The sequence below is a fragment of the Castellaniella denitrificans genome (assembly GCF_042653765.1).
GTDB classification, from domain to species: domain Bacteria; phylum Pseudomonadota; class Gammaproteobacteria; order Burkholderiales; family Burkholderiaceae_B; genus Castellaniella; species Castellaniella denitrificans.
The window spans coordinates 228,430-254,212 of record NZ_JBHSEZ010000028.1 but is presented as its reverse complement, the minus strand read 5'-3'; the positions used below and the strand labels follow the sequence as shown (position 1 = coordinate 254,212).

Annotated in this window: 26 protein-coding genes; 13 read left to right on the top strand and 13 right to left on the bottom strand. The window is 69.6% G+C overall.

The annotated features are described in order from the left end of the window. From ACFO27_RS13260 to ACFO27_RS13235, 6 genes are all read left to right on the top strand, one after another. The coding region (locus ACFO27_RS13260) for a methyl-accepting chemotaxis protein (protein WP_376817747.1) at window positions 1-389 on the top strand (389 nt) is incomplete at its 5' end. Window positions 390-462: 73 nt separating this feature from the next. Beyond that, window positions 463-1,254, top strand: a complete 792-nt coding sequence (xth, locus tag ACFO27_RS13255) for an exodeoxyribonuclease III (RefSeq protein WP_376817746.1) — start codon at window positions 463-465, stop codon at window positions 1,252-1,254. Window positions 1,255-1,361: 107 nt separating this feature from the next. Then, on the top strand, window positions 1,362-1,694 hold the full coding sequence (locus ACFO27_RS13250; protein WP_323023628.1) for a hypothetical protein: 333 nt from the start codon (window positions 1,362-1,364) through the stop codon (window positions 1,692-1,694). A 12-nt stretch (window positions 1,695-1,706) separates the two neighbouring features. After that, on the top strand, window positions 1,707-2,351 hold the full coding sequence (gmk, locus tag ACFO27_RS13245; RefSeq protein WP_376817745.1) for a guanylate kinase: 645 nt from the start codon (window positions 1,707-1,709) through the stop codon (window positions 2,349-2,351). Between the two features lie 12 nt (window positions 2,352-2,363). Next, window positions 2,364-2,567 carry a DNA-directed RNA polymerase subunit omega gene (rpoZ, locus tag ACFO27_RS13240; RefSeq protein ID WP_376817744.1) on the top strand — a complete coding sequence of 68 codons (204 nt, stop codon included), beginning with the start codon at window positions 2,364-2,366 and terminating at the stop codon, window positions 2,565-2,567. Window positions 2,568-2,583: 16 nt separating this feature from the next. Further along, the gene (locus ACFO27_RS13235) at window positions 2,584-4,848 is read left to right on the top strand and encodes a RelA/SpoT family protein (RefSeq protein WP_376817743.1); all 2,265 of its coding nucleotides are present in this window, start codon (window positions 2,584-2,586) and stop codon (window positions 4,846-4,848) included. Window positions 4,849-5,007: 159 nt separating this feature from the next. On the opposite strand, the gene ACFO27_RS13230 is transcribed toward ACFO27_RS13235, so the two are convergent. Next, on the bottom strand, window positions 5,008-6,966 hold the full coding sequence (locus ACFO27_RS13230) for a SurA N-terminal domain-containing protein (protein ID WP_376817742.1): 1,959 nt from the start codon (window positions 6,964-6,966) through the stop codon (window positions 5,008-5,010). A 170-nt stretch (window positions 6,967-7,136) separates the two neighbouring features. On the opposite strand from ACFO27_RS13230, the gene ugpQ reads away from it, so the two are divergent. Together ugpQ and ACFO27_RS13220 are read left to right on the top strand one after the other, a co-directional pair. Continuing rightward, window positions 7,137-7,904 (top strand): glycerophosphodiester phosphodiesterase, encoded by a 768-nt coding sequence (gene ugpQ / locus ACFO27_RS13225; protein WP_376817741.1) that lies wholly within the window; start codon window positions 7,137-7,139, stop codon window positions 7,902-7,904. Window positions 7,905-7,917: 13 nt separating this feature from the next. Next, window positions 7,918-8,880 (top strand): 23S rRNA (adenine(2030)-N(6))-methyltransferase RlmJ, encoded by a 963-nt coding sequence (locus tag ACFO27_RS13220; RefSeq protein WP_376817740.1) that lies wholly within the window; start codon window positions 7,918-7,920, stop codon window positions 8,878-8,880. Here the strand turns inward: ACFO27_RS13220 and ACFO27_RS13215 are convergent. Further along, window positions 8,853-9,584, bottom strand: a complete 732-nt coding sequence (locus ACFO27_RS13215; protein WP_323023797.1) for a pseudouridine synthase — start codon at window positions 9,582-9,584, stop codon at window positions 8,853-8,855. The two genes, ACFO27_RS13220 and ACFO27_RS13215, sit on opposite strands and share 28 nt — an antisense overlap. Window positions 9,585-9,669: 85 nt before the next feature. Here ACFO27_RS13215 and ACFO27_RS13210 point away from each other — a divergent pair, with 85 nt between their 5' ends. Further along, complete coding sequence (locus ACFO27_RS13210) at window positions 9,670-10,221, top strand: chorismate--pyruvate lyase family protein (protein ID WP_376817739.1); 552 nt, start codon at window positions 9,670-9,672, stop codon at window positions 10,219-10,221. Window positions 10,222-10,289: 68 nt separating this feature from the next. Here ACFO27_RS13210 and ACFO27_RS13205 read toward each other — a convergent pair whose 3' ends face one another. Next, window positions 10,290-10,628, bottom strand: a complete 339-nt coding sequence (locus tag ACFO27_RS13205; RefSeq protein ID WP_323023635.1) for a P-II family nitrogen regulator — start codon at window positions 10,626-10,628, stop codon at window positions 10,290-10,292. Window positions 10,629-10,752: 124 nt separating this feature from the next. On the opposite strand from ACFO27_RS13205, the gene argH reads away from it, so the two are divergent. Further along, window positions 10,753-12,186 (top strand): argininosuccinate lyase, encoded by a 1,434-nt coding sequence (gene argH, locus ACFO27_RS13200; protein ID WP_376817738.1) that lies wholly within the window; start codon window positions 10,753-10,755, stop codon window positions 12,184-12,186. Window positions 12,187-12,246: 60 nt separating this feature from the next. Here the strand turns inward: argH and ACFO27_RS13195 are convergent, their stop codons facing one another. The 7 genes from ACFO27_RS13195 to surE all read right to left on the bottom strand — a co-directional run bounded on the left by ACFO27_RS13195 (window position 12,247) and on the right by surE (window position 19,459). After that, window positions 12,247-13,590 (bottom strand): mechanosensitive ion channel family protein, encoded by a 1,344-nt coding sequence (locus ACFO27_RS13195; RefSeq protein WP_376817737.1) that lies wholly within the window; start codon window positions 13,588-13,590, stop codon window positions 12,247-12,249. A gap of 80 nt (window positions 13,591-13,670) precedes the next feature. Then, window positions 13,671-14,885, bottom strand: a complete 1,215-nt coding sequence (locus ACFO27_RS13190) for an MFS transporter (protein WP_376817736.1) — start codon at window positions 14,883-14,885, stop codon at window positions 13,671-13,673. 11 nt (window positions 14,886-14,896) lie between these two features. Next, window positions 14,897-16,219, bottom strand: coding sequence for a 23S rRNA (uracil(1939)-C(5))-methyltransferase RlmD (gene rlmD, locus ACFO27_RS13185; RefSeq protein WP_376817735.1), 1,323 nt, complete (start codon window positions 16,217-16,219; stop codon window positions 14,897-14,899). Beyond that, window positions 16,212-16,991, bottom strand: a complete 780-nt coding sequence (locus tag ACFO27_RS13180) for a 3'-5' exonuclease (RefSeq protein WP_376817734.1) — start codon at window positions 16,989-16,991, stop codon at window positions 16,212-16,214. Before ACFO27_RS13180 ends, rlmD begins: the two co-directional genes overlap by 8 nt. Then, window positions 16,988-17,857: a peptidoglycan DD-metalloendopeptidase family protein gene (locus ACFO27_RS13175; RefSeq protein WP_376817733.1), complete on the bottom strand. Its 870-nt coding sequence runs from the start codon at window positions 17,855-17,857 to the stop codon at window positions 16,988-16,990. The genes ACFO27_RS13180 and ACFO27_RS13175 overlap by 4 nt, the downstream gene beginning before the upstream one ends. 17 nt (window positions 17,858-17,874) lie before the next feature. Continuing rightward, complete coding sequence (locus ACFO27_RS13170) at window positions 17,875-18,696, bottom strand: protein-L-isoaspartate(D-aspartate) O-methyltransferase (protein WP_376817732.1); 822 nt, start codon at window positions 18,694-18,696, stop codon at window positions 17,875-17,877. A gap of 16 nt (window positions 18,697-18,712) precedes the next feature. After that, window positions 18,713-19,459 (bottom strand): 5'/3'-nucleotidase SurE, encoded by a 747-nt coding sequence (gene surE / locus ACFO27_RS13165; RefSeq protein ID WP_376817731.1) that lies wholly within the window; start codon window positions 19,457-19,459, stop codon window positions 18,713-18,715. 254 nt (window positions 19,460-19,713) lie between these two features. On the opposite strand from surE, the gene plsY reads away from it, so the two are divergent. After that, complete coding sequence (gene plsY / locus ACFO27_RS13160; RefSeq protein WP_376817730.1) at window positions 19,714-20,355, top strand: glycerol-3-phosphate 1-O-acyltransferase PlsY; 642 nt, start codon at window positions 19,714-19,716, stop codon at window positions 20,353-20,355. A gap of 57 nt (window positions 20,356-20,412) precedes the next feature. Here plsY and tsaD read toward each other — a convergent pair whose 3' ends face one another. Next, window positions 20,413-21,459 carry a tRNA (adenosine(37)-N6)-threonylcarbamoyltransferase complex transferase subunit TsaD gene (gene tsaD, locus ACFO27_RS13155; protein WP_376817729.1) on the bottom strand — a complete coding sequence of 349 codons (1,047 nt, stop codon included), beginning with the start codon at window positions 21,457-21,459 and terminating at the stop codon, window positions 20,413-20,415. 83 nt (window positions 21,460-21,542) lie between these two features. Between tsaD and ACFO27_RS13150 the strand changes: the two genes are divergently transcribed. Together ACFO27_RS13150 and trxA are read left to right on the top strand one after the other, a co-directional pair. Continuing rightward, a complete protein-coding gene (locus ACFO27_RS13150; RefSeq protein WP_376817728.1) occupies window positions 21,543-22,835 on the top strand; it encodes an NCS2 family permease in 1,293 nt (430 codons plus the stop codon). Between the two features lie 211 nt (window positions 22,836-23,046). Then, window positions 23,047-23,427, top strand: coding sequence for a thioredoxin (gene trxA / locus ACFO27_RS13145; RefSeq protein ID WP_376817727.1), 381 nt, complete (start codon window positions 23,047-23,049; stop codon window positions 23,425-23,427). 4 nt (window positions 23,428-23,431) lie between these two features. Here the strand turns inward: trxA and ACFO27_RS13140 are convergent, their stop codons facing one another. Then, window positions 23,432-24,022 (bottom strand): IMPACT family protein, encoded by a 591-nt coding sequence (locus ACFO27_RS13140; RefSeq protein ID WP_376817726.1) that lies wholly within the window; start codon window positions 24,020-24,022, stop codon window positions 23,432-23,434. Between the two features lie 116 nt (window positions 24,023-24,138). Continuing rightward, window positions 24,139-25,740, bottom strand: a complete 1,602-nt coding sequence (locus ACFO27_RS13135) for an ABC-F family ATPase (protein WP_376818060.1) — start codon at window positions 25,738-25,740, stop codon at window positions 24,139-24,141. Window positions 25,741-25,783 lie beyond the last annotated feature (43 nt).

Genomic DNA, 25,783 nt, shown 5'->3' with positions numbered 1-25,783 from the left:
AGGGCCTGATCGACACCTCGGTCGAATCCGCCGCCAAGGGCAACGAGCAGGCCTCGCGCGCCGGCGCCACGATGCAGGACATCGTCGACAGCATCAACCGTGTCACCGACATCATGGGCGAGATCAGCGCGGCCAGCCGCGAGCAGACCACCGGCATCGAGGAGATCAACTCGGCGGTCACGCAGATGGACGACGTCACCCGGCAGAACGCCAGCCTGGTGGAAGAGTCGGCCGCCGCCGCATCCAGCCTGCAGGAGCAGGCCGACACCCTGGCGCAACTGGTCGCCACCTTCCGGCTGAGGGATCAGGGCGTCCAGGCAGCCGGCGGACAGCGTGCCGCCGCGCTGCCGGGACCGGCGGCGCCCAGGCTGGGGCATGGGAGGCGCTGAGGGGACGGCCCCAAGGCATGCGGCCGATGCCAGGCTGATACCATAGTGGCCTTTGCACGAAGCATCGCCCCCTATGAAACTCGCCACCTGGAACGTCAATTCCCTGAACGTCCGCCTGGGCCACGTCCTGGACTGGCTGCGGGCCAATCCGGTCGACGCGCTATGCCTGCAGGAATTGAAGCTGCCGGATGAAAAATTCCCGCACGAGGCCCTGCAAGCCGCCGGCTACCACGCCTGCTGGGCGGGACAGAAAACCTACAACGGCGTGGCGATCCTGAGCAGGACACCCCTGCTGGACGTGCAGCGCAACATCCCCGGCTACGACGATCCGCAGCAGCGCATCATCGCCGCCACCCTGCCCGGCCCGGACGGGCGGCCCGTGCGCGTCGTCAGCGCCTACTGCCCCAACGGCCAGGCGGTGGGCAGCGACAAGTACGCCTACAAGCTGGACTGGTTCCAGGCGCTGCGCGGCTGGCTGGACGCGGAGATCGGCCGCCACCCGGACCTGGCGATCCTGGGCGACTACAACGTCGCTCCGGCCGACGAGGACGTGCACGACCCCGCCGCCTGGGCAGGCGGAATCCTGGTTTCCGACCCCGAGCGCCAGGCCTTCCGCGACCTGCTGGGCCTGGGCCTGAAGGACACCTTCCGCCTGTTCGACCAGCCGCCGCGCACCTTCAGCTGGTGGGACTACCGCCAGATGGGCTTCCGGCGCAACGCCGGCCTGCGCATCGACCACATCCTGGCGACGCCGGACCTGGCGGCGCGCTGCCGGGAATGCGCGGTGGACAAGACGCCGCGCGGCTGGGACAAGCCCTCGGACCACGCGCCGGTAGTGGCGACGTTCGGCGCCGTCCGGCCCTGAGCGGACTGCACGGAGCCGGCTCGCCGATCCGCAAGCCCCGGCCCGCACCCGGGCCATCCCGGCAAAGCGTCTATAATCGGGGAACTCGTCCCACTTCCCCAATGCCCATGCCGCTCGACAGCCGACTGATCTCTCATCTGGACCGGGGGCTGGTCCTGGACATCACCCTGGAAGACCTGTCCTTCCGGGTCTACGTGGCCCAGCGCGAAGCCGACGTCGAGCAGGTGGCGGAACTGGTCCCGGCCGAGCAGTTCCAGGGGGACGGCGATGTCCACGTCGCCGCGATCCACGACGGCGACGACGCCTCGGAACAGATCCAGGACGTGCTCTTCAACCTGAACCCGGGCGACGCCATCGTCTTCCTGTGCACCGGCCCTCAGGCCTACGCCGATGCGCTGGCCGAGTTCGGCCAGCCCGACCCGGCATCCGCCTCACGCTGACACGAATCCGACATGACGCAGTCTTCCGGCAATATCTTCATGGTGGTCGCCCCCAGCGGGGCGGGCAAGTCCAGCCTGGTCAATGCCCTGCTGGAAAAGGACGCCAGCCTGGCGCTGTCCATTTCCTGCACCACCCGTACGCCTCGGCCCGGCGAAGAAGACAAAAAACACTACCGCTTCGTCTCCGTGGAAACCTTCCAGGCCCTGCGCGACCGGGGCGACATGCTCGAATGGGCGGAGGTCCACGGCAATTTCTATGGCACGCCCCGCGACCGGGTCGAGCAGGCCCTGGCCGAAGGCACCGACATCATCCTGGAAATCGACTGGCAGGGCGCACTCCAGGTGCGCCGCCACTACCCCCAGGCGATCGGCATCTTCATCCTGCCGCCCTCGATCGAGGCCCTCGAAGCCCGCCTGAAAAAGCGCGGCCAGGACGCGCCCCAGGTCATCGCCCGGCGGCTGCTCGCCGCGGGCGGCGAAATGGCGCATGCCTCTGATTGCGAATATGTTATTATTAATCAAGAATTTAGCCTTGCATTGGAACAGCTCCGGCACGTGATCTGCGCGGCGCGGCTGCGCTACACGGCGCAATCCGTCCGGCACGCCGAACTGTTCACCCAGCTGGGCATCCGCAAACCGCTGTCAACCGCACCCTGAACCAGGATACATATGGCCCGCATCACCGTAGAAGACTGCCTCGAGCAAGTGCCCAACCGCTTCGACCTGACCCTGGTCGCGACCTATCGCGCCCGCGAACTGGCCCAGGGTCACGAGCCCCGCATCCAGAGCCACAACAAGCCCACGGTCACCGCGCTGCGTGAAATCGCCCAGGGCCTGGTCGGCACCGAGATGCTGCGCAAAGTCCCCACCTGATTCCGGGGGGCGGGCCATGGCGTTCTCAGGTTTGCGCGGCGCGTCCTCCGGACTGCTCGCCGTCCTGCGCAAAGGCCCCCGCCTGCGGCGGCGCAAGCCGCACACCGCCCCTGCCCCGCAGTCCGAACCCGCGCCCAGCCCGATCGCCTCGCTGGCCGGGCTCAACCAGATCGTCTCCGGCTATCTCGGCCCGCGCGACATCGAGCGGATCCGGGAAGCCTACCGCTTCGCCGACAACGCCCACCTGGGGCAGTTCCGCGCCAGCGGCGAGCCATACATCTCCCACCCCATCGCCGTCACTGAAATCTGCGCCGGCTGGAAGCTCGACGCCGATTCCCTGATGGCCGCCCTGCTGCACGACGTGATCGAGGATCAGAACGTCAGCAAGCAGGAACTGGCCGAGAAATTCGGCGTCGAGGTCGCCGAGATCGTCGACGGCCTGACCAAGCTCGAACGCCTGGAATACGCCACCAAGGCCGAGCAGCAGGCGGAGTCCTTCCGCAAGATGCTGCTGGCCATGGCGCGCGACGTGCGCGTGATCCTGATCAAGCTCGCCGACCGGCTGCACAACATGCGCACGCTGGACGCGGTCAACCCCGAAAAGCGCCGCCGCGTGGCGCGCGAGACCCTGGACATCTACACGCCGATCGCGCACCGGCTGGGGTTGAACGCGCTGTTCCGCGAGCTGCAGGACCGCTGCTTCAAGGCCATCCACCCGAACCGCTATGCGGTCCTGCACAAGGCCATGATGGCGGCGCGCGGCAACCGCCGCGAGGTCGTCTCGAAGATCGCCGAGGCCGTGCGCGCCGCGCTGCCCGCCGCCGGCCTGGACGCGGAAGTCAGCGGCCGGGAAAAGTCGCTCTACGGCATCTACAAGAAAATGGTCGAGCAGAAGAAGTCGTTCTCCGACGTGCTCGACATCTACGGCTTTCGCATCATCGTCCACACCCTGCCGGAATGCTACCTGGCCATGGGCACGCTGCACCAGCTCTACCGCCCGGTGCCCGGCAAGTTCAAGGACTACATCGCCATCCCGAAGATCAACGGCTACCAGTCCCTGCACACGACGCTGATCGGCCCCTACGGCACGCCGGTGGAATTCCAGTTCCGCACCCGGGACATGGACCACGTGGCCGAGGAAGGCGTGGCGTCCCACTGGCTCTACAAGGAACAGGGCACCTCGCTCAACGACCTGCAGAAGCGCACCCACCAATGGCTGCAGTCCCTGCTGGACATCCAGAGCCAGACCGGGGATTCGGGCGAATTCCTGGAACACGTCAAGGTCGACCTGTTCCCCGACGCGGTCTACGTGTTCACCCCCCAGGGAAAGATCCTGTCGCTGCCGCGCGGCGCCACGCCGGTGGACTTCGCCTATGCGATCCACACGGACGTCGGCAACCATGCCGTGGCCTGCAAGATCAACGGCGAGTTCTCGCCGCTGCGCACGGAACTGCACAGCGGTGACGCGGTGGAAATCGTCACTTCGGCCGCCTCGCGCCCCAGCGCCCAGTGGCTGAACTACGTGCGCACGGGCCGCGCGCGCTCGGAGATCCGCCATTACCTGCGCAACGAGCGCTACGAGGAATCCGTGGCCTTCGGCCGCCGGCTGCTGAACCAGGCCTTCGACCAGTTGTCCATCCCCTACCCCAAGGACGACGATCCGCAGTGGGAACGGCTGGCCAAGGGCTCTGGCGGGGCCTCGCGCACGGAGATCCTGGCCGACATCGGCCTGGGCAAGCGCCTGGCCGCCGTGGTGGCGCGCCGCTTCGCCCCGGAAAACGCCATGCTGGAAACCACCGCGATGGCGGTGGACGAATTCACGTCCGTCACCAGCGCGCCCATCGTGATCCACGGCAACGAGGGCCAGGCGGTCCAGCTGGCCCCCTGCTGCGGCCCGCTGCCGGGCGACGCGATCATCGGCGGCATCCGCCTAGGCCACGGGCTGGTGGTGCACATGACCGACTGTCCCGTGGCCAAACGCCAGCAGGCGCGCGAGCCGGAACGCTGGATCCCGGTGATCTGGGACACCACCACGGCCCGGCACCTGACCACGCGCCTGGAACTGACCGTCCTGAACGAACGCGGCGTGCTGGGCCGCCTGGCGGCGGAGATCACCGAAGCCGACTCCAACATCATCCAGCTCACCATGCCCGACGAGGCCGCCTCCACGGCCCTGCTGAACATCATGGTCCAGGTCGACAGCCGCAACCACCTGGCCCAGGTCATCCGCGCCATCCGGCACGTCCCCCAAGTCCAAAAAATCGTGCGCGCGAAAGGATGAGGCCGGACTGACAATGGTCCCCTGCGGACCATTGTCAGCCTACCGAATCGGAGCGGCTTGCAAGCCGCGACGTGGGAAGTACCGCCGCAATCCAAGACGCCCGAACACAAAGGCCTCGGAATTCCGAGGCCTTCGTCATCGTGCCGGGCTGAAAACCGGTCAATTCGACCCGCCGTCCCCCTGCTGGACCAGCTTGCGCCCCTCGTCCGTGATCTTGACGCCGAGCTGCTGGCGCAGTTCGGCCAGCACGGCCTGCTGCTCCACGCCGCCCCAGACCCGGGCCATCTGCTGGCCCAGGCCGTCGAGCGCGGGCGCGTCCGTCGTGCCGGGCTGGACCTTGTCGACCTGGACGATCGCGTAGGCGCGCGGCAGCGCCACGCCGCCGAAGGCCGGCAGGGTCTTGTCCGCCTCGACGGCGAACGCGGCGTCCAGCACGCTCTTGGACAGGCCCGCGGGATCCAGGCGGCTGACCGTTGCCGGCTCGCCGAAGCCCTCGGACGAGGGCTGGGCCTTCAGCCCGGCCAGCGTCTTCTCGCCTTCGGCCACGGCGGCGGCGAGAGCGCGCTCGTCGGTCAGTTGCGCGCGGATATGGTCGCGGACCTGCTCCAGCGGCGGCACGTGCGCCGGCGTCACGTCGCGCGCGCGCACCACCACCATGGTGTCGGGCGAGATCTCGATCACGCCGGAATTCTGCTTGTCGGTCAGGACCTGGGAACTGAACAGGGCCTGGCGCACGCGCACATCGCCCAGGATGGCGGAATCGCCCGAGGCGGAGGCCGCGCCCGGGCCGGCCTCGTCGGCGCTCAGCAGGCGGTCGCGCGCGATTCCGCCGGCCTGGCGGACCTGCAGGCCGAGATCCTTGGCGGCCGGGTCCAGGCTGGACGGATTGTCGTAGACTAGGCCGGTGAGCTTGGTGGCCATGTCGGCGAACCGGTCGGCGGCCAGCTGGCGGCGCACCTCGTCCTCGACCTTGGCGCGGGCCTGCTCGAAGGACTCGCCCTGCTCGGGCTGGACCTGGTCGGCCATGAAGACGTGATAGCCGTCCGGCCCCTTCACGGGATCGGAGACTTCCCCCTGCTTGAGCGCGAACACGGCCTGCTCCATGGCCAGCGGCAGCGTGCCACGCTGGATCCAGCCCAGGCGGCCGCCGTCGCGCGCCGTGCCGGCGTCCTGGGATTCCTTGCGGGCCAGATCGGCGAACCCGGACGGTTCCGCGCGGGCGCGGGTGACGATGCCTTCGGCCTTGGCCAGCGCGGTCTTGGCGACGTCGTCCGAGGCGCCGGCCGGCAGCTTGACCAGGATGTGGCTGACGCTGACGCGCGCCGGCACCACATAGCGCGCCTTGTTCTGCTCGTAGTAGTCCTTCAGCTGGGCTTCCTCGATGGCCGGCACGCTGGCCAGGGCGGCGGCCTCGTCCAGCACCAGATAGTCGGCGGACACCTGTTCGGGCAGGCGCAGCGCGTCCTGGTGAGCGTCATACCAGGCCTGGATGTCCTGGTCGGACACCTGGACGCCCTTGACGTGGTCCTCGGCCTTGAAGACCCGCAGGCGGATGGTGCGCTCCTCGGTCAGGGCGCGCTTGAGGCCGTCGAGCACCGGGGCCGGCAGGCCCGCCGTGTCGCGCACCGGGCCGAGCACGCGGTCCAGCGCCAGTTCGGAGCGCTGCCCGGCCTCGAAGTCGTGCGGCGTCAGGCCGTAGGACGTCAGGACCTCGTGGTAGCGATCGGGGGAGAACTGGCCATCGACCTGCAGCTGCGGCATGGCGGCGATGGCGCGGCGCAGGGCGCCGTCGGACACGCTGAAATGATCCCGCGTCGCCACGGCGATCTGCAGCTTGCGGTCGACGAGCTGGTCCAGCAGGGCCTGGCGCGCCTGGGGATTGTCCAGCAGGGCGGGGTCGAAGCGGCCCTGGCTGCTTTCCTGCATCTGCTGCAGCTGGTTGCGCTGGGCCTGGACGAACTCGTCGCGGGTGACCGAGGCCCGGCCGATCTCGACCAGGGCCGGATCGGCCGTGACGAAGGAATAGCCGCTGATCCCGAGGAACACGAAGGACGGCACCACGAGGATCAGGAGGATCAACTGCATCAGGCGCTGATGCGTACGAATGAAATCGAACATGAACGGCTCACCTGCTGGAGACTGACGGCCCCAGGGCCGCGCGAACGAAATGTTCCGCAGTTTACCACCGCGGCCCGCCTCCAAGAATCCCCGGCCCGGGGCCGCGCCTGGTGAAGGACGCCCCGGCTCGCTAAAATGCGGGCTGTACTCCTTCCCGCGTCCCGGCTCCCATGTCCCCATCCCATCCCGCCTGGCCCTGGCCGGCCTTCATCGCCCACCGCGGCGGTGGCCGCCTGGCCCCCGAAAACACCCTGGCGGCGATGCGCGCGGGCGCCGCCGCCGGATTCGGCATGGTGGAATTCGACGTCAAGCTGAGCGGCGACGGCATGCCCTTCCTGCTGCACGACGACACCGTGGACCGGACCTCGGACGGCCACGGCCTGGCCAGCGAGCTGGACTGGCGCGCGCTGGGCGGCATGGATTTCGGCGGCTGGCGCGGCCCGGATTTCGCCGGGGAACCGGCGCCGTCCCTGTACGCCGTGGCCCGCTGCACCCGCGCGCACGGCATCCACAGCAACATCGAGATCAAGCCGGCCACGGGCCACGACGCCGAGACCGGCACGGCCGTGGCCCGCGAAGCCGCCCGCCTGTGGGCGGGCGCCGCCCTGCCGCCGCTGCTGTCGTCGTTCTCCGAGGCCGCCCTGGAAGCCGCCCGCGCGGCCGCCCCCGGACTGCCCCGCGCCCTGCTCATCGAAGGTCCGGTCCCGGCCGACTGGCGCGCGCGCCAGCGGGGCCTGGGCTGCATCGGCCTGAACATCGACACCCGGCACGCCGACGAAGCCGCGGTGCGCGACATCCTGGACCAGGGCGCCACCCTGGCCGTCTGGACGGTCAACGACCCCGCCCGCGCCCGCACGCTGTTCGGCTGGGGCTGCCACGCGGTCTTCACCGACGAACTGGACCACGTCCGGGCCGACGCGCCCGGCCTGGCCCGATAGCCCGCAGGCCGCCATGTTCAGCTACCGCCACGCTTTCCACGCCGGCAACCACGCCGACGTCCTGAAGCACGCCATCCTGGTCCAGATCCTGGACTACTTCAACCGCAAGGACGCGCCCTACTGGGTGATCGACACCCATGCCGGCGCGGGCCTGTACGCCCTGGACGGCGAATGGGCCGGCCAGAGCGGCGAGGTCGTCGACGGACTGGACCGGCTGCTGGGCGCGCCCCGGCCGCCCGAGCTGGTCACGCGCTACCTGCGCGCGATCCAGGAGTTCAACCCCGACGGCGTCGCCAACCGCTACCCGGGATCGCCCGCCCTGGCCCTGCGCGCCCTGCGCGCGCACGACAAGCTGCGGCTGTTCGAGCTGCATCCCACCGAAATCGAAGTGCTGCAGGACACGCTCCGACAATTGGGCGCCCCGCGCCGCCAGGTGGCCATCGCCCGCGAGGACGGCTTCGACGGGCTGAAGCGGCTGCTGCCGCCGCCGACCCGGCGCGGCATCGTCCTGATCGATCCGTCCTACGAGGACAAGCACGACTACCGCCACACCCTCCAGGCGGTGCGCGACGGCCTGGAACGCTTCGCGTCCGGCTGCTTCGCGGTCTGGTATCCCCTGGTGCAGCGCGCCCAGGCGCACGACATGGCCCGCGCGCTGGAGCGGCTGCCGGTGGAATGGCTGCACGCCACCCTGACGGTGCGCAAGCCGTCGGCCGACGGCCTGGGCCTGCACGGCAGCGGCATGTTCGTCGTCAACCCGCCCTGGACGCTGCACGAGGAACTGCGCGCCGCCCTGCCCTGGCTGGAAAAGATCCTGGCCCAGGACGAGCACGCCCGGCATACGCTGGAAACCGGCGGCCGGTCCGCCGCGGGTTCCCCGGCCGGCGCGGCGCCCGCGGCGAGGACACCGGCCCGCGGGCCGCGCGCCGCCGCCCGGCCCGCGACGGCTCAGAAGCGTTCGCCGTCCCGCAAGTAGCGCCACTGGCCCACGGGCAGGTCGCCCAGGACGACGTGCCCCATGCGCACGCGCTTCAGGCCCACGACCTTCAGCCCGACCTGCTCGCACATGCGGCGGATCTGGCGCTTGCGGCCTTCGCGCAGGATGAAATGCAACTGGTCCTCGTTCTGCCACTGCACCTTGGCCGGCCGCAGGGCCTGGCCGTCCAGCGACAGACCGTGGTTCAGCAGGGCCAGGCCGCCGGCCGACAGGCGGCCCTCGACGCGCACCAGGTATTCCTTCTCGATCGAGGAATCGTCGCCGATGAGCTGGCGGGCGATGCGCCCGTCCTGGGTCAGCACCAGCAGCCCCTGGGAATCGATGTCCAGGCGCCCGGCGGGCGCCAGTCCGCGCAGATGCGCGGGATCGAAGGCCGGACCGCCATGGCCCGTCCGGTGCTGGGTCCGCGCCTGGATCAGCGACACGGCCAGGCGATAGCCCTTGTCGGACTGATGCGACACGTAGCCGACCGGCTTGTTCAGGATGATGGTGACCTTGTCGGTCTGGCGGCGGGCCGCCTGGCGTTCGAGCGTGATGCGGGCGCTGGGCAGCGCCTTGGTGCCCAGTTCGCTGACGATCCTGCCATCCACGCGCACCCAGCCGCGTTCGATGTAGGCGTCGGCTTCGCGCCGCGAGCACAGGCCGCGCTGGGCCATGAGTTTTGAGATTCGGACCGGTTCCATGATGCTGCGCATTGTATCGCGCCGCCCGGCCGGGCCGGGGGCCATCGGTCATGCTATCGTGATGCCCCTCGAAGACATGCCTTCCATGACCCCGGACACCGCCCTTCCCCGCCCCTGGCGCAGCGTACCCGCACCCGGACTGGACCGGACGCGGCAGGCCTGGCTGCGGCGGCCCGGCGCCCTGACCGCCGGGTTACGCGGCCTGGGCGAAGTGCGGCTGACGGTGCGCCGCGAGGCCGTCGAGGCCCTGACGTCCGGCTGGGCGGCCGAGGCCGGAATGGCGGCCGGCGCCCCGGTCTGGTGGCGCGAGATCCTGATGACGATCGACGGCGTCCCCGCCGTGCAGGCCTGCAGCTTCACCCCCCTGCGCGCCAGCCTGGGCGTCTGGAAGGCCATGCGCGGCCTGGGCCAGCGCCCGCTGGCCGACATCCTGTACCGGGATCCGCGCATCGCGCGCAGCGGCTTCCGTTTCGGCCGGCTGCGGGCGCGCCGCGCCGACGGGACCTGGGAAGGCGCCGCCGCGGGCGCGATGATCCTGGCCCGGCATTCGGTGTTCGTGCGCCTGGGGCAGCCGCTGCTGGTGGCGGAATACTTCCTGCCGTCCTTCTGGGCGGTCGCGGCGCGGCGCCGGCCCTGAGGCCGGACGGCGGAAAACAGGGAAACGGGAAGCGGCCCCGCGATCGGGGCGCGCGGCGATCCGGCCGGCTACAGCGCCTCGATGCCGCTTTCGCCGGTACGGATGCGCACGGCCTGCTCGACCGGGGTGACAAAGATCTTGCCGTCGCCGATCTTGCCGGTGCGCGCGGCGCGGATGACGGCCTCGATCACGCCTTCGGCCTGGTCGGCCGCCACCACCACGTCGATGCGGATCTTGGGCAGGAAATCCACCACGTACTCCGCGCCGCGATACAGCTCGGTGTGGCCCTTCTGGCGGCCGAAGCCCTTGACCTCGGTGACGGTCAGGCCGTTGACGCCCAGCTCGGACAGGGCTTCGCGCACTTCGTCGAGCTTGAAGGGCTTGACGATCGCTGTGATCTGCTTCATGTCGGGCTGCGCCATGGTATCGGGGTTCCGCTGAAAAGCTTTTAATATAGCGCAGACGCCGCCCGCCCGGTCCGGCGGTCCGCGGCCGGGAGTCCGGCGTCCCCTCCTTTATAATGCGCCCACTATGTCCAATACCCCGTCCGCACACAATCAGTTCGACAACAAGTCGCAGGCCTGGTCGGCCCGTTTCTCCGAACCCGTTTCCGACCTGGTCAAGCGCTACACCGCCTCGGTCAATTTCGACCAGCGCATGGCGGCCTTCGACATCAAGGGCTCGCTGGCCCACGCCGACATGCTGGCCGCCGTGGGCGTGATCAGCGCCGCCGACCTGGCCGACATCCAGCGCGGCATGGCGCGGATCCTGGAAGAGATCCGCGCCGGGGACTTCACCTGGTCGCTGGACCTGGAAGACGTCCACCTCAACATCGAAAAGCGCCTGGTCGAGCTGATCGGCGACGCGGGCAAGCGCCTGCACACGGGCCGTTCGCGCAACGACCAGGTGGCCACCGACATCCGCCTGTGGCTGCGCCACGAGATCGACCTGGCGATCGGGCTGCTGGGGCAACTGCGCCACCGGCTGGCCGCCCTGGCCCTGGAGCACGCGGACACCATCCTGCCGGGCTTCACCCACCTGCAGGTCGCCCAGCCGGTCACCTTCGGCCACCACCTGCTGGCCTATGCGGAAATGTTCGGCCGCGACGCCGAGCGCCTGGCCGACTGCCGCCGCCGCACCAACCGCCTGCCGCTGGGCGCCGCCGCGCTGGCGGGCACGTCCTACCCCATCGACCGCGAGCGCGTCGCCCGCACCCTGGGCTTCGACGAGGTCTGCCGCAATTCCCTGGACGCCGTCTCCGACCGCGACTTCGCCATCGAGTTCTGCGCGGCCGCCTCGCTCATCATGACGCACATTTCGCGCCTGTCGGAAGAACTCGTCCTGTGGATGAGCCCGCGCGTGGGCTTCATCGACCTGGCCGACCGCTTCTGCACCGGCAGCTCGATCATGCCGCAGAAGAAGAACCCCGACGTGCCCGAACTGGCGCGCGGCAAGACCGGCCGCGTGCACGGCCACCTGGTCGCGCTGCTGACCCTGATGAAGGGCCAGCCCCTGGCCTACAACAAGGACAACCAGGAAGACAAGGAAGGCCTGTTCGACACCGCCGACACGATCCGCGACACGCTGACGATCTTCGCCGACATGATCGGCGGGGTGCGCGTCAAGGCCGACGCCATGCGCGCCGCCGCCCTGCAGGGCTACGCCACCGCCACCGACCTGGCCGACTACCTGGTCAAGCGCGGCGTGCCTTTCCGCGACGCCCACGAGACCGTGGCGCTGGCGGTGCGCTCCTGCGAGGAGCGCGGCTGCGACCTGGCCGACCTGTCCCTGGACGAACTGCGCGGCTTCCACGCCGACATCCAGGACGACGTCTTCCAGGTGCTGACCCTGGAAGGCTCGGTCGCCGCGCGCAAACACATCGGCGGCACCGCGCCCGAGCGCGTGCGCATCGAGGCGCAGCGGATCCTGGATGTGTCGGGACACAGGCCAGTCCCTGCGGACTGATCCGTCCCTGGCGAATCCGGGCCGCCCGCAAGCGGCGAGGTGGATGGAGACCGGGCGGGCCTAGCCCCCCGGCATGCCTGCGGCGCCGTTTTCCGGCGGCGCCTCGGGCGGACCGTCCGGCGCGCCCGCAGCGCCGGCCAGGCGTGCGAACACATGCCCCGAAGGCGCCTGGTACACCCGCAGTGACAGCTCCGGCAGGATGGCCAGCAAATGGTCGAACAGGTCGCCCTGGACCCGTTCATAATCGACCCAGGCCGTCAGGCGCGAAAAGCAATAGACCTCCACGGGGATTCCCTGACTGTCGGGTTCGAGCATGCGCACGATCATGGTCATGTCCTGGCGGATGTCCGGATTCCGCTGCAGACAGGCCAGCGCATAGGCCCGGAAAGTGCCCAGGTTGGTCAGGCGGCGCCGGTTGGCCGGAATCCCGGCTGCCTCCTCCTGAAGAGCCTGATTGGTATCCTCCAGGGCCGACTGCTTGGCCGCCAGATAGTCGCCCAGCAAGCGGTAGCGGCGCAGCGCCAGGATTTCGGCATCGTCCAGGAACCGGACCGATTCCGCATCGATGCGCAAGGTGCGCTTGATGCGCCGCCCGCCCGATTCAAACATCTGGCGCCAGTTGCGGTAGCTTTCGGAAAAGAGCTTGTAGGTGGGGATCGTGGTGACGGTCTTGTCCCAGTTCTGCACCTTCACGGTGTGCAGGGCCATGTCGATCACAAAACCATCGGCGCCCGCCTGGGGCATCTCGATCCAGTCGCCGATGCGCAGCATGTCGTTGGTGTTCATCTGCGTGCTGGCCACCAGCGAGAGCAGCGTATCCTTGAACACCAGCAGCAGCACGGCGGACAAGGCGCCCAGGCCGGAGATCATCAGCAGGGGCGACTGATTCAGCAGGACGGACACCACCAGCACCAGGCACAGCGCCCAGACGGCCAGTTGCGCGATTTCAAGATACCCCTTGATGGGGCGTCCCCGGCCCTGCTGCACCCGCAGCATGTTGACGTCCTGCCAGGCGCGCAGCAGCCGGGTCAAGGCCAGGAACACATAGATCAGGGCGACCGCCTGGATCAGCCGCTCCAGGGAGGATTCGATCGTGCTGCCGATGGAAAGCAGCCGGATGTTGGCGGCGATCAGCAGCAGGGACACGGCGTGGCCCAGGTGGCGATAGACGCCGCGGCGCGCCACCGCCTGGCTCCAGTCGTCCCGTCCCAAGGCCCGCAAGGCGCGCCCCAGGGCCAGCGCCAGTCCGCGTGAAGCCAGCAGGCCCGCCAGCCACACCACGCCCGCCAGCGCCAGCACGCCCACCAGGGCCTGGGCCCAGGCATCCTGGGGCACCCAGGGCAGGATCCAGGCATCCAGCCAGATTTCCAATGGAGTCCTTGCGGTGTTCAGCGTGGGCGGCATGGCGTGCTCGATCCGGATAGGCAGAAACGGGAGACGTTACTGTATCCGATCAGGCCCGGCCCCGCGCCGCGTCCGCCGCCTTACGCCGCCCTTCCACGCCCCGCCGGCACCGCCACCCCCAGCAGCGCCATGACGGCGAAGCCCGCGCCCGCCAAGAAAGTCGCGGACGGCCCCCAGGATTGCCACAGCCAGCCGGCCAGGACGCTGGCCAGCAGCATGCACACGCCGCTCGCCAGGTTGAAGATCCCGAAGGCTGTGCCTTTCAGGCCCGCCGGCGTCGTGTCCGCCACCATCGCGGCCAGGATCCCCTGGCTGAAGCCCATGTGCAGCCCCCACAGCGCCGCGCCCGCCAGCAGCAGCCAGGCGCCGCCGCTCGTGGCCGCCAGGGCCAGGTCGGCGAACACCAGCAGGACCAGGCCGGCCGCCAGGATGGCGGTGCGCGGCACGCGGTCCGACAGCCAGCCGGCCGGATAGGCCGACAGCGTGAAGAACAGCGACATGACGATCAGCACGGCGGGCGCCCAGGCAGCGCTCAGGCCCATGTCCTGGCCGCGCAGGATCAGGAAGGCCTCGCTGAAGCGGGCCAGCGTGAACACCGCGCCGATCGCCACCACGCGCCAGTAGGCGGCGCCGAAATCGCGCGCCGCGCTCCAGCGGATGGGCGAGCGGAACGGCCGCGCCTCGCCCGGGCCGGGACGCGCCTCGCGCACGCCCCAGAACAGCAGGGCCATGGCGACGACGCCGGGCACGACGGCGAACCACAGGACGTGGCGGATGTCCGTGAAGGCCAGCATCAGCACGACCGCCAGCGCCGGCCCCAGGACCGCGCCCACGGTGTCCATGGATTGGCGCAGCCCGAAGGCCGCGCCGCGGATTTCCGGTGGCGTGACGTCGGCCACCAGGGCGTCGCGCGGCGCGCCCCGGATGCCCTTGCCGATGCGGTCGATGAAGCGCGCGGCGAACACAGTGCCCACCGAATGCGCCAGGGGGAACAGGGGCTTGCTGAGCGCCGCCAGGCCGTAGCCCGCCAGCAGCAGGCCCTTGCGCCGGCCCAGGAAATCGCTGATCGCGCCGGAGAAAACCTTGACGATCAGGGCGGTGGCCTCGGCCACGCCCTCGATGACGCCCACGGCCAGCACGCTGGCGCCCAGGCCCGACACCAGGAAGATCGGCAGCAGGCTGTGGATGAGCTCCGACGACAGGTCCATGAACAGGCTGACCAGGCCCAGCATCCAGACCGTGCGCGGAATGGCGCGCTTTCCGTTCGCACGCGCAACGGAATTCCCATGGCCCATACGATTTCCCCTCAGGGTTCAAAGACCGCGATCGACTCCACGTGCGCCGTATGAGGAAACATGTTGACCGCGCCCGCTGCCCGCAGCGTCCATCCGCCCACATGGCACAGCACCCCGGCATCGCGCGCCAGGGTGGCGGGATTACAGGACACGTACACGACGCGGCGCGGACGTTCGGCCGGCGCCAGGGCGGCCAGGGCCTGCGCCACGGCCAGGGCGCCTTCGCGCGGGGGGTCGATCAGCATGCGGTCGAAACGGCCCAGGCCGCGCAGCCAGCCGGCGTCCACTTCGAACAGATTGAGTTCGGCGAATTCGGCCTTGTCCGCCAGGCCCTGGCGGGCGGCGTCCTCGCGGGCGCGGGCCACCAGCGCGGCGCTGCCCTCGATGCCGACGACCGCGCGGCCCTGGGTGGCCAGCGGCAGGCTGAAATTGCCCAGGCCGCAGAACAGGTCGGCCACGCGGTCGCCCTGCTGGACGTCCAGCAGGTTCAGCGCGCGGGCCACCAGGGCCTGGTTGATGTGCGGGTTGACCTGGGTGAAATCGGTCGGCCGGTAGTGCATGCGCAGGCCGTAGGCCGGCAGCGCGTAGGCGAGCGTGTCGGCGCGGGCCGGATCCAGGGGATGGGCCGTCTCCGGCCCCTTGGGTTGCAGCCACCAGTCGATGCGGTGCCGGGCGCCGAAATCGCGCAGGCGGTCCAGGTCGGCCGGCGTCAGGGGTTCCAGATGCCGCAGGCAGAAGACCGTGGATTCGTCGCCCACGGCCACCTCGATCTGCGGCACGCGGTCGGGCCGCGACAGGCCGCCGACCAGTTCGCGCAGCGGCATCAGCAGGGCCGACACGTGCGGCGGCAGCACCAGGCAGGACTGCATGTCGGCCACGTAGCTGCTGGCGCGCTCGCGGAATCCCACCAGCATGCCGCCTTTCTTCGGCACCAGCCGCACGGACAGGCGGGCGCGATGGCGGTAGCCGAAGGTGGGCCCCTGCAGCGCCGGCAGGATCTGCCCCGGCCGGACCTTGCCGATGTGCGCCAAGGCGTCCTCCAGGGCGCGCTGCTTGACGGCCATCTGCGCGGCCGGCTCCAGGTGCTGCATGGCGCAGCCTCCGCAGACACCGAAATGCGGGCACGGCGGCCGGGTGCGCTGCGAGGAAGGCCGCAGGACGCGTTCGACCTTGGCCTTGTCGAAGGACGGCTTGCGCCGCGTCACGCGGGCCAGGACCCGCTCGCCGGGCAGCGCGCCCTCGATGAAGACGACCTTGCCCTCGTGGTGGGCGATGCCCTGGCCTTCGAGATCCAGCGACTCGACGTCCAGGGACAACAGGATGGGTTCAACCATGATGCCAGGCGGAGAGGAATTCTTTCCAGTGCGGCGCATCGATCGCCGCCAGGGTGTCGCGCACCAGCGCGAGTTCGGCCGCGTAGGCGGCGGCGTCCAGTTCGCCCTTGATCAGGCGATAGCGGCAATACACCAGCCAGGTGTTGACCACGTCGGTCTCGCAGTAGTTGCGCACATGGTCCCGGTCCCCGGCATGCCAGGCCTGCCAGACCTGGCCGCCGTCCATGTCGAGCTTGCCGGGAAAGCCGCACAGCTTGGCGAGCTGGTCCAGCGGCGCGTTGGCACGGCCGTTGAACTTCGCCAGCACGTCCATCAGGTCGACGTGGCGGGTGTGGTAGCGGTTCAGGTAGTTGTTGAAGCGGAAGTCGCGGTCGTCTTCCCCGGTGTCCCAGTAGCGCGGCGCGGCCACGCCGTGGATCAGGCTGCGGTAGTGCAGCACCGGCAGGTCGAAGCCCGAGCCGTTCCAGCTGACCAGGGTGGGCGTGTAATGGCCGATGGTCTTGAAGAACCCGGAGATCAAGGTTTCCTCGGGATCGTCGGCCTGCCCCAGGGTGCGCACGCGAAAGCCCTGGTCGTCGCGGAACACGCAGCCGATGACGGCGATCTTCTGCAGGTGCAGGGGCAGGAAATCGTTGCCGTGAGTCTCGCGGCGCCGGGCCAGGGCGGCCTCGATGAGGGCGGCGTCGTCCAGGTCCGCCCATTCGGGATTCAAGCGCCGCAGGCCGTCGGCGTCCGGGATCGTTTCCAGGTCGAAGACCAGCGTCGGGATCATCGCGCCGGCAGATACGACAAGGGGTTCACGGGCGTGCCGCGGCGGCGGATCTCGAAGTGCAGGCGCGGCGAGCTGGTGTCGCTCTGGCCCAGGGTGGCGATCTTCGCGCCCTTCTTCACGGATTCGCCGGTCTTGACCAGCAGGGACTGGTTGTGGGCATAGGCCGTGATGAAGCCGTTGCTGTGGCCCAGCAGGATCAGGTTGCCCAGGCCGCGCACGCCGTTGCCGGCGTACATGACCTTGCCTTCGGCGGCGGCCGTCACGGGCGTGCCCACCGCGCCTTCGATGTCGATGCCCTTGGTGGTGGCGTTGAAGCCCTGGATGATCTTGCCGCCGCTGGGCCATCCCCAGGAAATCAGGCTCGCGTCGCTGGCGCGGGCCGCCGAGGTCTCGACCGGGGCGGGCGCGCTCGAGGCGGCCGGCCCGGAGCCTTCGCCCCCGGCCGAGGGCGCGGTCTTGACCGGCGACGTCGTGGCCGTCGAACCGCCCGAGGGCATCGGGGTGCCGCCGTCCAGGCGCAGGACCTGGCCGATGGCCAGCTGGGTCGGATTGCTGATGTTGTTCAGCTGCGCCAGGCGGGAGACTTCCATGCCGTGATCCTGGGCGATCTTGTAGAGCGTGTCGCCCGCCCGCACCACGTAGGTGCCCTTAGCCTGGGCGCCCGACGAGGAGGCGGCGGCGCCATTGGAATGATCGGTGACGGGCGCGCGCGCGGAGCGCGAGGCGCAGCCCGACAGGACGGCGGCCGACAGCAGGATGGTCAGAAGCAAGGCCGTTTTTGCCTTGGGACGGCCCTGCGACGAAAAGCGCCCGGTGTGCGGCGATTGGGTGAACGGAGCATCTGTCACCAGCGTCCCATCGAGCATGTGGTTCTCCTACTTACTTAAGTCTGCGTGCCGGGACGCAGCGGTACGAATCGGACATCTTCGAGTTCGAGCCGGTGCCATGAGGACGGCCCGGTCCGCTCGATCAGGATCAGCCTCTGGTGCGCAGTGCCTTCCGGGGCGATCAGACGCGCCCCCACGGCCAGCTGGTGCAGCAAGGCTTCTGGGATTTTAACCCCCGCGGCGGCGACCACAATGCCGTCGAAGGGCGCGCGGTGTTCCAGGCCCTGCATGCCGTCGCCGAAGGTCAGGCGCACCCGCCCCCGGGCGCGGCCCTGGGCCAGGTTCAGGCGCGCCTGTTCGTACAGGCCGCGTACCCGCTCGATGGCATGGACCTCGGGCACGAACTGGGCCAGCACGGCGGCCTGATAGCCGCAGCCCGCACCGATCTCCAGGACCCGGACCGGGGAACGGCCGTCGCACATGACCGACAGCATGTGCGCCACCACCCAGGGCTGGGAAATCGTCTGGCCGTAGCCGATCGGCAGGGCGGCGTCCTCGTAGGCTCGGCTGGCTAGGCCCTGGTCCACGAACAGGTGGCGCGGCACCGCCTGCATGGCCGACAGCACCCGCTCGTCGACGATGCCCTGCTCGCGCAGGCGATGCACCATCTGCAGGCGCAGCCGGTCCGAATTCAACCCCAGGTTGGCGGCGGGCGCGGCCGGCGCCTGCGCCGGGGATTGCGGCAGGGTGAACGGGCGCGGCCCGTGGATGCGCGTGTTGCTGTTGGCGGCCGAATAGCCCGGGCCCAGCGCGGAGCCCGTCGCGGCGCTTCGCGCGGCGCGCAAGGGCTTGTCCAGCGGATGACGCGGCTTGTTCATCGGATCTCCGGGAGGCTCATCGATCTTCCATCCAGCGCGCGACCGCGTCGGTCCGGGCATGGTCCGTCAGATCGACGCGCAAGGGGGTCATCGACACGGCATGCGCCTCGACGGCGCCGAAATCCGTCTCGGCGCCGCCGTCCAGCGCCCGCCCCACCGGGCCGATCCAGTACACGGTATCGCCGTAGGGCGTGGTGCTGCGGATGACGGGCTCGGCCGGATGGCGGCGGCCCAGCCGCGTGGTGCGGAACCCCGCCAGGTCGCGGTGGGGCACCGCCGGAATGTTGACGTTGAGCAGCAGCGGCTCGCCCCAGGGCCGGTCGCGGAACCGCGCCACCAGGTCGTGCGCCACCTGGGCGGCGCAATCCAAGTGGCGCCATTCGCGGTCCAGCAGCGAAAAGGCCATGGACGGCACGCCGAACAGGTAGCCTTCCATCGCGGCCGCCACCGTGCCCGAATACAGGGTGTCGTCGCCCATGTTGGCGCCGTTGTTGATGCCCGAGACCAGCAGATCGGGCCGGAAGCCCAGCAGGCCGGTCAGGGCCACGTGGACGCAGTCCGAGGGCGTGCCGTTGATGAAATGAAAGCCGTTGGCCGCCTGGCGCACCGTCAGGGGACGGCGCAGCGTCAGCGAATTGGACGCGCCGCTGCAATTGGTTTCGGGCGCCACCACCGTGACGTCGCCCAGGGGCCTGAGCGCCGCGACCAGGGCCTCGATTCCCGCTGCGTTGTAGCCATCGTCGTTGGACACCAGGATGCGCATTTTCTTGATTCCCGCCTGAAACCGGATGGTGCGAATTGTACCCGCGCCCCGCGGGGAAGAGTCCGGACACGGAACCGTCCCCGCGGACTGCTCCGTGCCCGGCGCATCCGGACCGCTTGCGGGCGCGCGGCGGGCTGCGACGCCGCGGACCGCCCGAATCCGCGGATGCGCGCGACGCGGGGACTTGTCCGGAGGTTCCTTTAAAATGCGCCCATCATCCACCCCCCCGCCGGCCGCCACGCCGACCTCCTGCCATGACTCCTTTCGCTTCCGTCCTCGGCGCGGCCGCCGCCCTGCTCATCGGCTACCTGATGGGATCCGTCCCCTTCGCCGTCGTGGTCAGCCGCGCCATGGGCCTGAAGGACCCGCGCAGCTTCGGCTCGGGCAATCCCGGCGCGACCAACGTGCTGCGCGGCGGCAACAAGCTGGCGGCCATCCTGACCCTGCTCGGCGACGCCGCCAAGGGCTGGCTGGCCGTGACGCTGGCCGCCTGGGCCGCGCAGCGCGGCCTGCTGCCAGGGGCCGCGATCCCCCTGGCCGGCCTGGCGGCCTTCCTGGGCCACCTGTATCCGCTGTTCCTGGGCTTCCGCGGCGGCAAGGGCGTCGCCACGGCCCTGGGCGTACTGCTGGCGCTGCAGCCCTGGCTGGCCCTGGCGACCGCGGCCACCTGGCTGATCGTGGCGCTGGTGACGCGCTATTCGTCCCTGGCGGCGATCCTGGCGGCCATCTTCGCGCCGTTCTACTACATCCTGGGGGACAAGGTGGCCTGGCGCGCGGACGCGCTCACGATCTCCGTGATCGTGTTCATCAGCGTCCTGCTGCTGGCACGCCACCGGGAAAACATCGCCCGCCTGCTGGCGGGCAAGGAAAGCCGCATCGGCTCGAAGAAGAAGTAGGAACGGGCGGGAACGCCCCGGGCCGGGCCGCACGGCCGCCCCCCCCCCACCGGGCGCTCAGGCGGCGCAGACGTCCCGCAGGTCCCAGCGGGGCTTCACGGCGAAGGCCGCGTCGCCGCGCAGGGAGGACAGGTCGACCAGGCCGGCGCGCACCCGCAGCGCGGCCGCCCAGGCGATCATCGCGCCATTGTCGGTGCACAGATGCAGCGGCGGGAAAAACACCTGCCCGCCCAGGGCGGCGAGCGCATCCTTCAGGCGCGCGCGCAGGTGCCGGTTGGCGCCCACGCCGCCCGCCACCACCAGGGTCTTCAGCCCCGTGCGGCGCAGCGCCTGCAGGGATTTGGCCGCCAGCACGTCGACGATGGCGGCCTCGGTCGAAGCCGCCAGGTCGGCGCGCGCCGCGCGGTCGGCGGCGCGGCCCTCGTCCTGCAGGGCCCGCATGCGGGTGAGCACGGCCGTCTTCAGGCCACTGAAGCTGAAATCCAGGTCGCCGCTGTGCAGCATGGGACGCGGCAACGCGTGCGCGCGCGGATCGCCTTCCTCGGCCAAGCGCGACAGTTCCGGCCCGCCCGGATAGCCCAGGCCCAGCAGCTTGGCGCTCTTGTCGAAGGCCTCGCCCGCCGCGTCGTCCAGGGTCTCGCCCAGCAGCTCGTAGCGGCCCACGCCGTCGACCCGCATCAGCTGCGTATGACCGCCCGATACCAGCAGCGCCACGAACGGGAAGCCGGGCGTCTCTTCGGCCAGCAGGGGCGACAGCAGATGGCCTTCCAGGTGATGGATCGGAATGGCGGGCAGGTCCCGCGCCCAGGCGAAGGCCCGGGCGAAGCCCGCCCCCACCAGCAGGGCGCCGGCCAGGCCGGGGCCGGCCGTGTAGGCCACCGCGTCGAGGTCGTCCGGCCGCACGCCGGCCTTGTCCAGCACCTGGCGCGTGAGCGGCACGATGCGGCGGATATGGTCGCGCGAAGCCAGTTCCGGCACCACGCCGCCGTAGTCCCGGTGCATGGCGACCTGGCTGTGCAGGGCGTGCGCGAGCAGGCCGCGCTCGGTACACGCCACGGCCACGCCGGTTTCGTCGCAGGAGCTCTCGAATCCGATGATCAGCATAGGACCGCAGTTTACAACTGTTCCCGAAAGGGATTTAGAATGGCGAAGCCATAAAAACAGACGTCCACCCGAGAGGAGACATCATGCTGGAACAGTTCTTCAGGCTCAAGGAACACGACACCTCGGTTCGCACGGAATTATTGGCGGGCCTGACCACCTTCCTGACGATGTCCTACATCGTCTTCGTCAACCCGGACATCCTGTCCGGCACCGGCATGGACAAGGGCTCCGTCTTCGTCGCCACCTGCGTGGCCGCCGCCCTGGGCTCGCTCATCATGGCCTTCCTGGCCAACTGGCCCATCGGCATGGCCCCGGGCATGGGCCTGAACGCCTTCTTCGCCTTCACGGTGGTGGCGCAGATGGGCTACACCTGGCAGCAGGCGCTGGGCGCGGTCTTCATTTCCGGCGTGGTGTTCGTGATCCTCACGGTGACGGGCATCCGGGAATGGCTGGTGGCCGGCATTCCAGCCTCGCTGCGATCGGCCATCGCGGCGGGCATCGGGCTGTTCCTGGGCATCATCGCCCTGGGCTCCGCGGGCATCGTGGTCGCCAACCCGGCCACCAAGGTCGGCCTGGGCGACCTGACCCACGCCACCACCCTGTTCGCGGTCCTGGGCTTCTTCATCATCGCCGCCCTGGGCGCCATGAGGATCCGCGGCGCCATCCTGATCGGCATCCTGGCCATCACCGTCCTGTCGATCGTGACCGGCTACACCCAGTTCCAGGGCATCTTCTCGGCCCCGCCCAGCCTGGACCCGACCTTCTTCAAGCTGGACATCCTGGGGGCGCTGAACACCGGCTTCTTCCACGTGATCCTGGTGTTCGTGCTGGTCGAAGTCTTCGACGCCACCGGCACCATGATCGGCGTGGCCACCCGCGCCGGCCTGATCCGCCCGGGCAACCCCGGCCGCCTGGGCCGCGCCCTGCTGTCCGACAGCTGCGCCATCGTGGCCGGCTCCATGCTGGGCACCAGCAGCACCACCGCCTACGTCGAAAGCGCCGCGGGCGTGCAGGCGGGTGGGCGCACCGGCCTGACGGCCCTGACCATCGCCGTGCTGTTCCTGCTGGCGCTGTTCCTGTCGCCGCTGGCCGCCATCGTCCCGCCCTACGCCACGGCCCCGGCCCTGCTGTACGTGGCCTGCCTGATGCTGCGCGAACTGGTCGACGTGAAATGGGACGACATCTCGGAATCCGTGCCCGCCGCCATCGCCGCCCTGGCGATGCCGCTCACCTACTCCATCGCCAACGGCCTGGCCTTCGGCTTCATCAGCTACGTGGCGATCAAGGCGCTGTCCGGCCGCTTCCGCGACATCCACCCGGCCACCCTGCTGGTCGCCGTGCTGTTCATCATCAAGTACGCGCTGTTCCCGGGATGAGGCGGGACTCAGGACAGTCCCCTGCGGACTGTCCTGTGCCAGACGAATCCGAGCGGCATGCAGGCCGCGAGGTGGAGGGATGCCACATTCCAAGAACATCCCTGGCTATCCACCATCTGAATCATCCGGGTCGCTTGTAAACCAGCGCTTCGTCCCCATGTAAAAGGAAATCCGGGCGGCATCCTGCCGCCCCTCCCGCCCCGGAGCCCCCATGAGCGTCATCGAACTCACCCAAGACACCTTCCAGGCCGCCACCCAGGCCGATCAGCCCCTGATCGTCGACTTCTGGGCGCCCTGGTGCGGCCCCTGCCGCCAGTTCGGCCCGACCTTCGAGGCCGCCGCCGAAAAGCACGCGGACGTCACCTTCGCCAAGATCAACACCGAGGAACAGCAGGAACTGGCCGCCGCCCTGCGCATCCGCTCCATCCCGACGCTGATGGTCTTCCGCGAGAACGTGCTGCTGTTCCAGCAGGCCGGCGCGCTGTCGGCCTCGCAGTTGGAAGAGCTCCTGACGCAGGTGAAGGCCGTGGACATGGCCCAGGTCCACGCCGAAATCGCCGCCCAGGAAAAAGGCGGCGCGACGACGCACTGAGATCCTAGGAAACCGAAACCTCGAACCGGCCTTGCCCTCGGGTCAGGTCGGTGTAGAGGGTTTCCAGCGCGGCCGCATCGGCACGCGCCACGGCCAGGCGCCAGCGCACGCCACGGCCGTCGAATTCCGCCTGCTCGATGCGCGCGCCGGCCGCCAGCAGGCGCGCCTGCACGCGGTCCATGTCCGCATAGGGACAATCGCACAGCACCCTGCATTCCTCACGCAGTTCCACCCGCTCCGCCAGACGCAGGCATTCGGCCGCCGTGCCGCCATAGGCCCGCGCCAGGCCGCCCGTGCCCAGCTTGATGCCGCCGAACCAGCGAATCACCAGCACCGCCACGCGATCATAGCCCTGGGACTCGATGGCCTGCAGGATCGGCCGGCCCGCCGTGCCGCCGGGCTCGCCGTCGTCGCTGAAGCGGTATTGCGCCCCGCAGCGCCAGGCCCAGCAGTTGTGGGTCGCCTGGAGGTCGCGGGACGCGTCCAGGAAGGCCTGGGCGGCCTCGGGCGAATCGATGGGCGCCGCCAGGGCCAGGAAGCGGCTCTTGCGGATCTCGGCCTCGTGCCGGACCGGCCCGGTCAGCGTGTGCGACATGGATCCGCCCCACCCTCATCCGCACGCTTGCGCCCCGGCATCCCCGCCGCGGCGGGCGTCGCGCGTTCGACGATCCGCGAACCCAATGCGGCCTCTCCAGTCCGGGCCGCCGCGCGCTAGGCCTCGATGCCCTGGGACGCGAGGTATTCCTCGTAGGTGCCCGGGTAATCGTTCAGACGGCCATCGGGCAGGATCTCGATCACCCGCGTCGCCACGCCCGACACGAACTGGCGGTCGTGCGAGACGAACACCAGCGTGCCCTGGTACTGTTCCAGCGCGTACTGCAGGGACTCGATGGATTCCATGTCCAGGTGGTTGGTGGGCTCGTCCATCAGCATGACGTTGTGGCGCCCCAGCATCAAGCGGCCGAAGCTCATGCGGTTCTTTTCCCCCCCCGACAGCACGCGCACGGCCTTGGTGATCTCGTCGCCCGAGAACAGCAGCCGGCCCAGCACGGAGCGGATCGACTGGTCCTCGTCGCCCGGCTGGCGGTAGTCCGTCATCCAGTCGAACAGGTCGCGGTCGGAATCGAACTGGTCGGACACGTCCTGGGCCATGTAGCCGATGTCGGCGTTCTCGGACCAGCGCACCGTGCCCTCGTCGGGCGGCAGGTTTCCGGCCAGCAGGCGCAGCAGCGTCGTCTTACCCACCCCGTTGGCGCCGATGATGGCGACCTTCTGGCCGGCCTCGATCATGGTGGTCAGGCCCTTGATGATGGGCCGGTCGAAGGACTTCGACAGGTCTTCGATGTGCGCGGCCTGGCGGTGCAGGACCTTGTTGACCTCGAAGCGGATGTAGGGGTTCTGGCGCGAGGACGGCTTGACCTGCACGGTCTCGGCCTTGATGCGGTCGATCTGCTTCAGGCGCGAGGTCGCCTGGCGCGACTTGGACTTGTTGGCGGCGAAGCGGCGCACGAAGTCCTGCAGTTCGCTGACGCGTTCCTTGGCGCGCGCGTTGGCGGCCACCTGGCGCTCGCGCGCCTGGGTGGAGGCCAGCATGTAGTCGTCGTAGTTGCCCGGATACACGCGCAGTTCGCCGTAGTCCAGGTCGGCCATGTGGGTGCAGACGGCGTTCAGGAAGTGGCGGTCGTGGCTGATGATGATCATCGTGCTGTCGTAGCCGTTCAGCACGGTTTCCAGCCAGCGGATGGTGTTGATGTCCAGGTTGTTGGTGGGCTCGTCCAGCAGCAGCACGTCGGGGTTGGAGAACAGCGCCTGCGCGAGCAGCACGCGCAGCTTCCAGCCCGGGGCGATCTCGCGCATGGGCAGCTGATGCTGCTCGACGGGAATTTCCAGGCCCAGCAGCAGTTCGCCGGCGCGGGCCTCGGCCGTGTAGCCGTCGTATTCCGCGAACTTGCCTTCCAGCTCGGCGGCCCGCATGTAGTCGTCCTCGGTCGCCTCGGGATTGGCGTAGATGGCGTCCCGGTCGGCCATGGCCTTCCACATCTCGACGTGGCCCATCATCACCACGTCCAGCACGCGCACGTCCTCGAAGGCGAACTGGTCCTGGCGCAGCTTGCCCAGCCGCAGGCCGGGTTCCAGCGCGACGTTGCCCGAGGTCGGCTCCAGGTCGCCGCCGATGATCTTCATCAGGGTGGACTTGCCCGAGCCGTTGGCGCCGATGAGGCCGTAGCGGTTGCCGTCGCCGAACTTGACGCTGACGTTCTCGAACAGGGGCTTGGAGCCGAACTGGATGGTGAGGTTGTTGGTGGAGATCACGGTGGCGGTGGGGAAAATTGGAGTCAAAACAACCTGCTAGTTT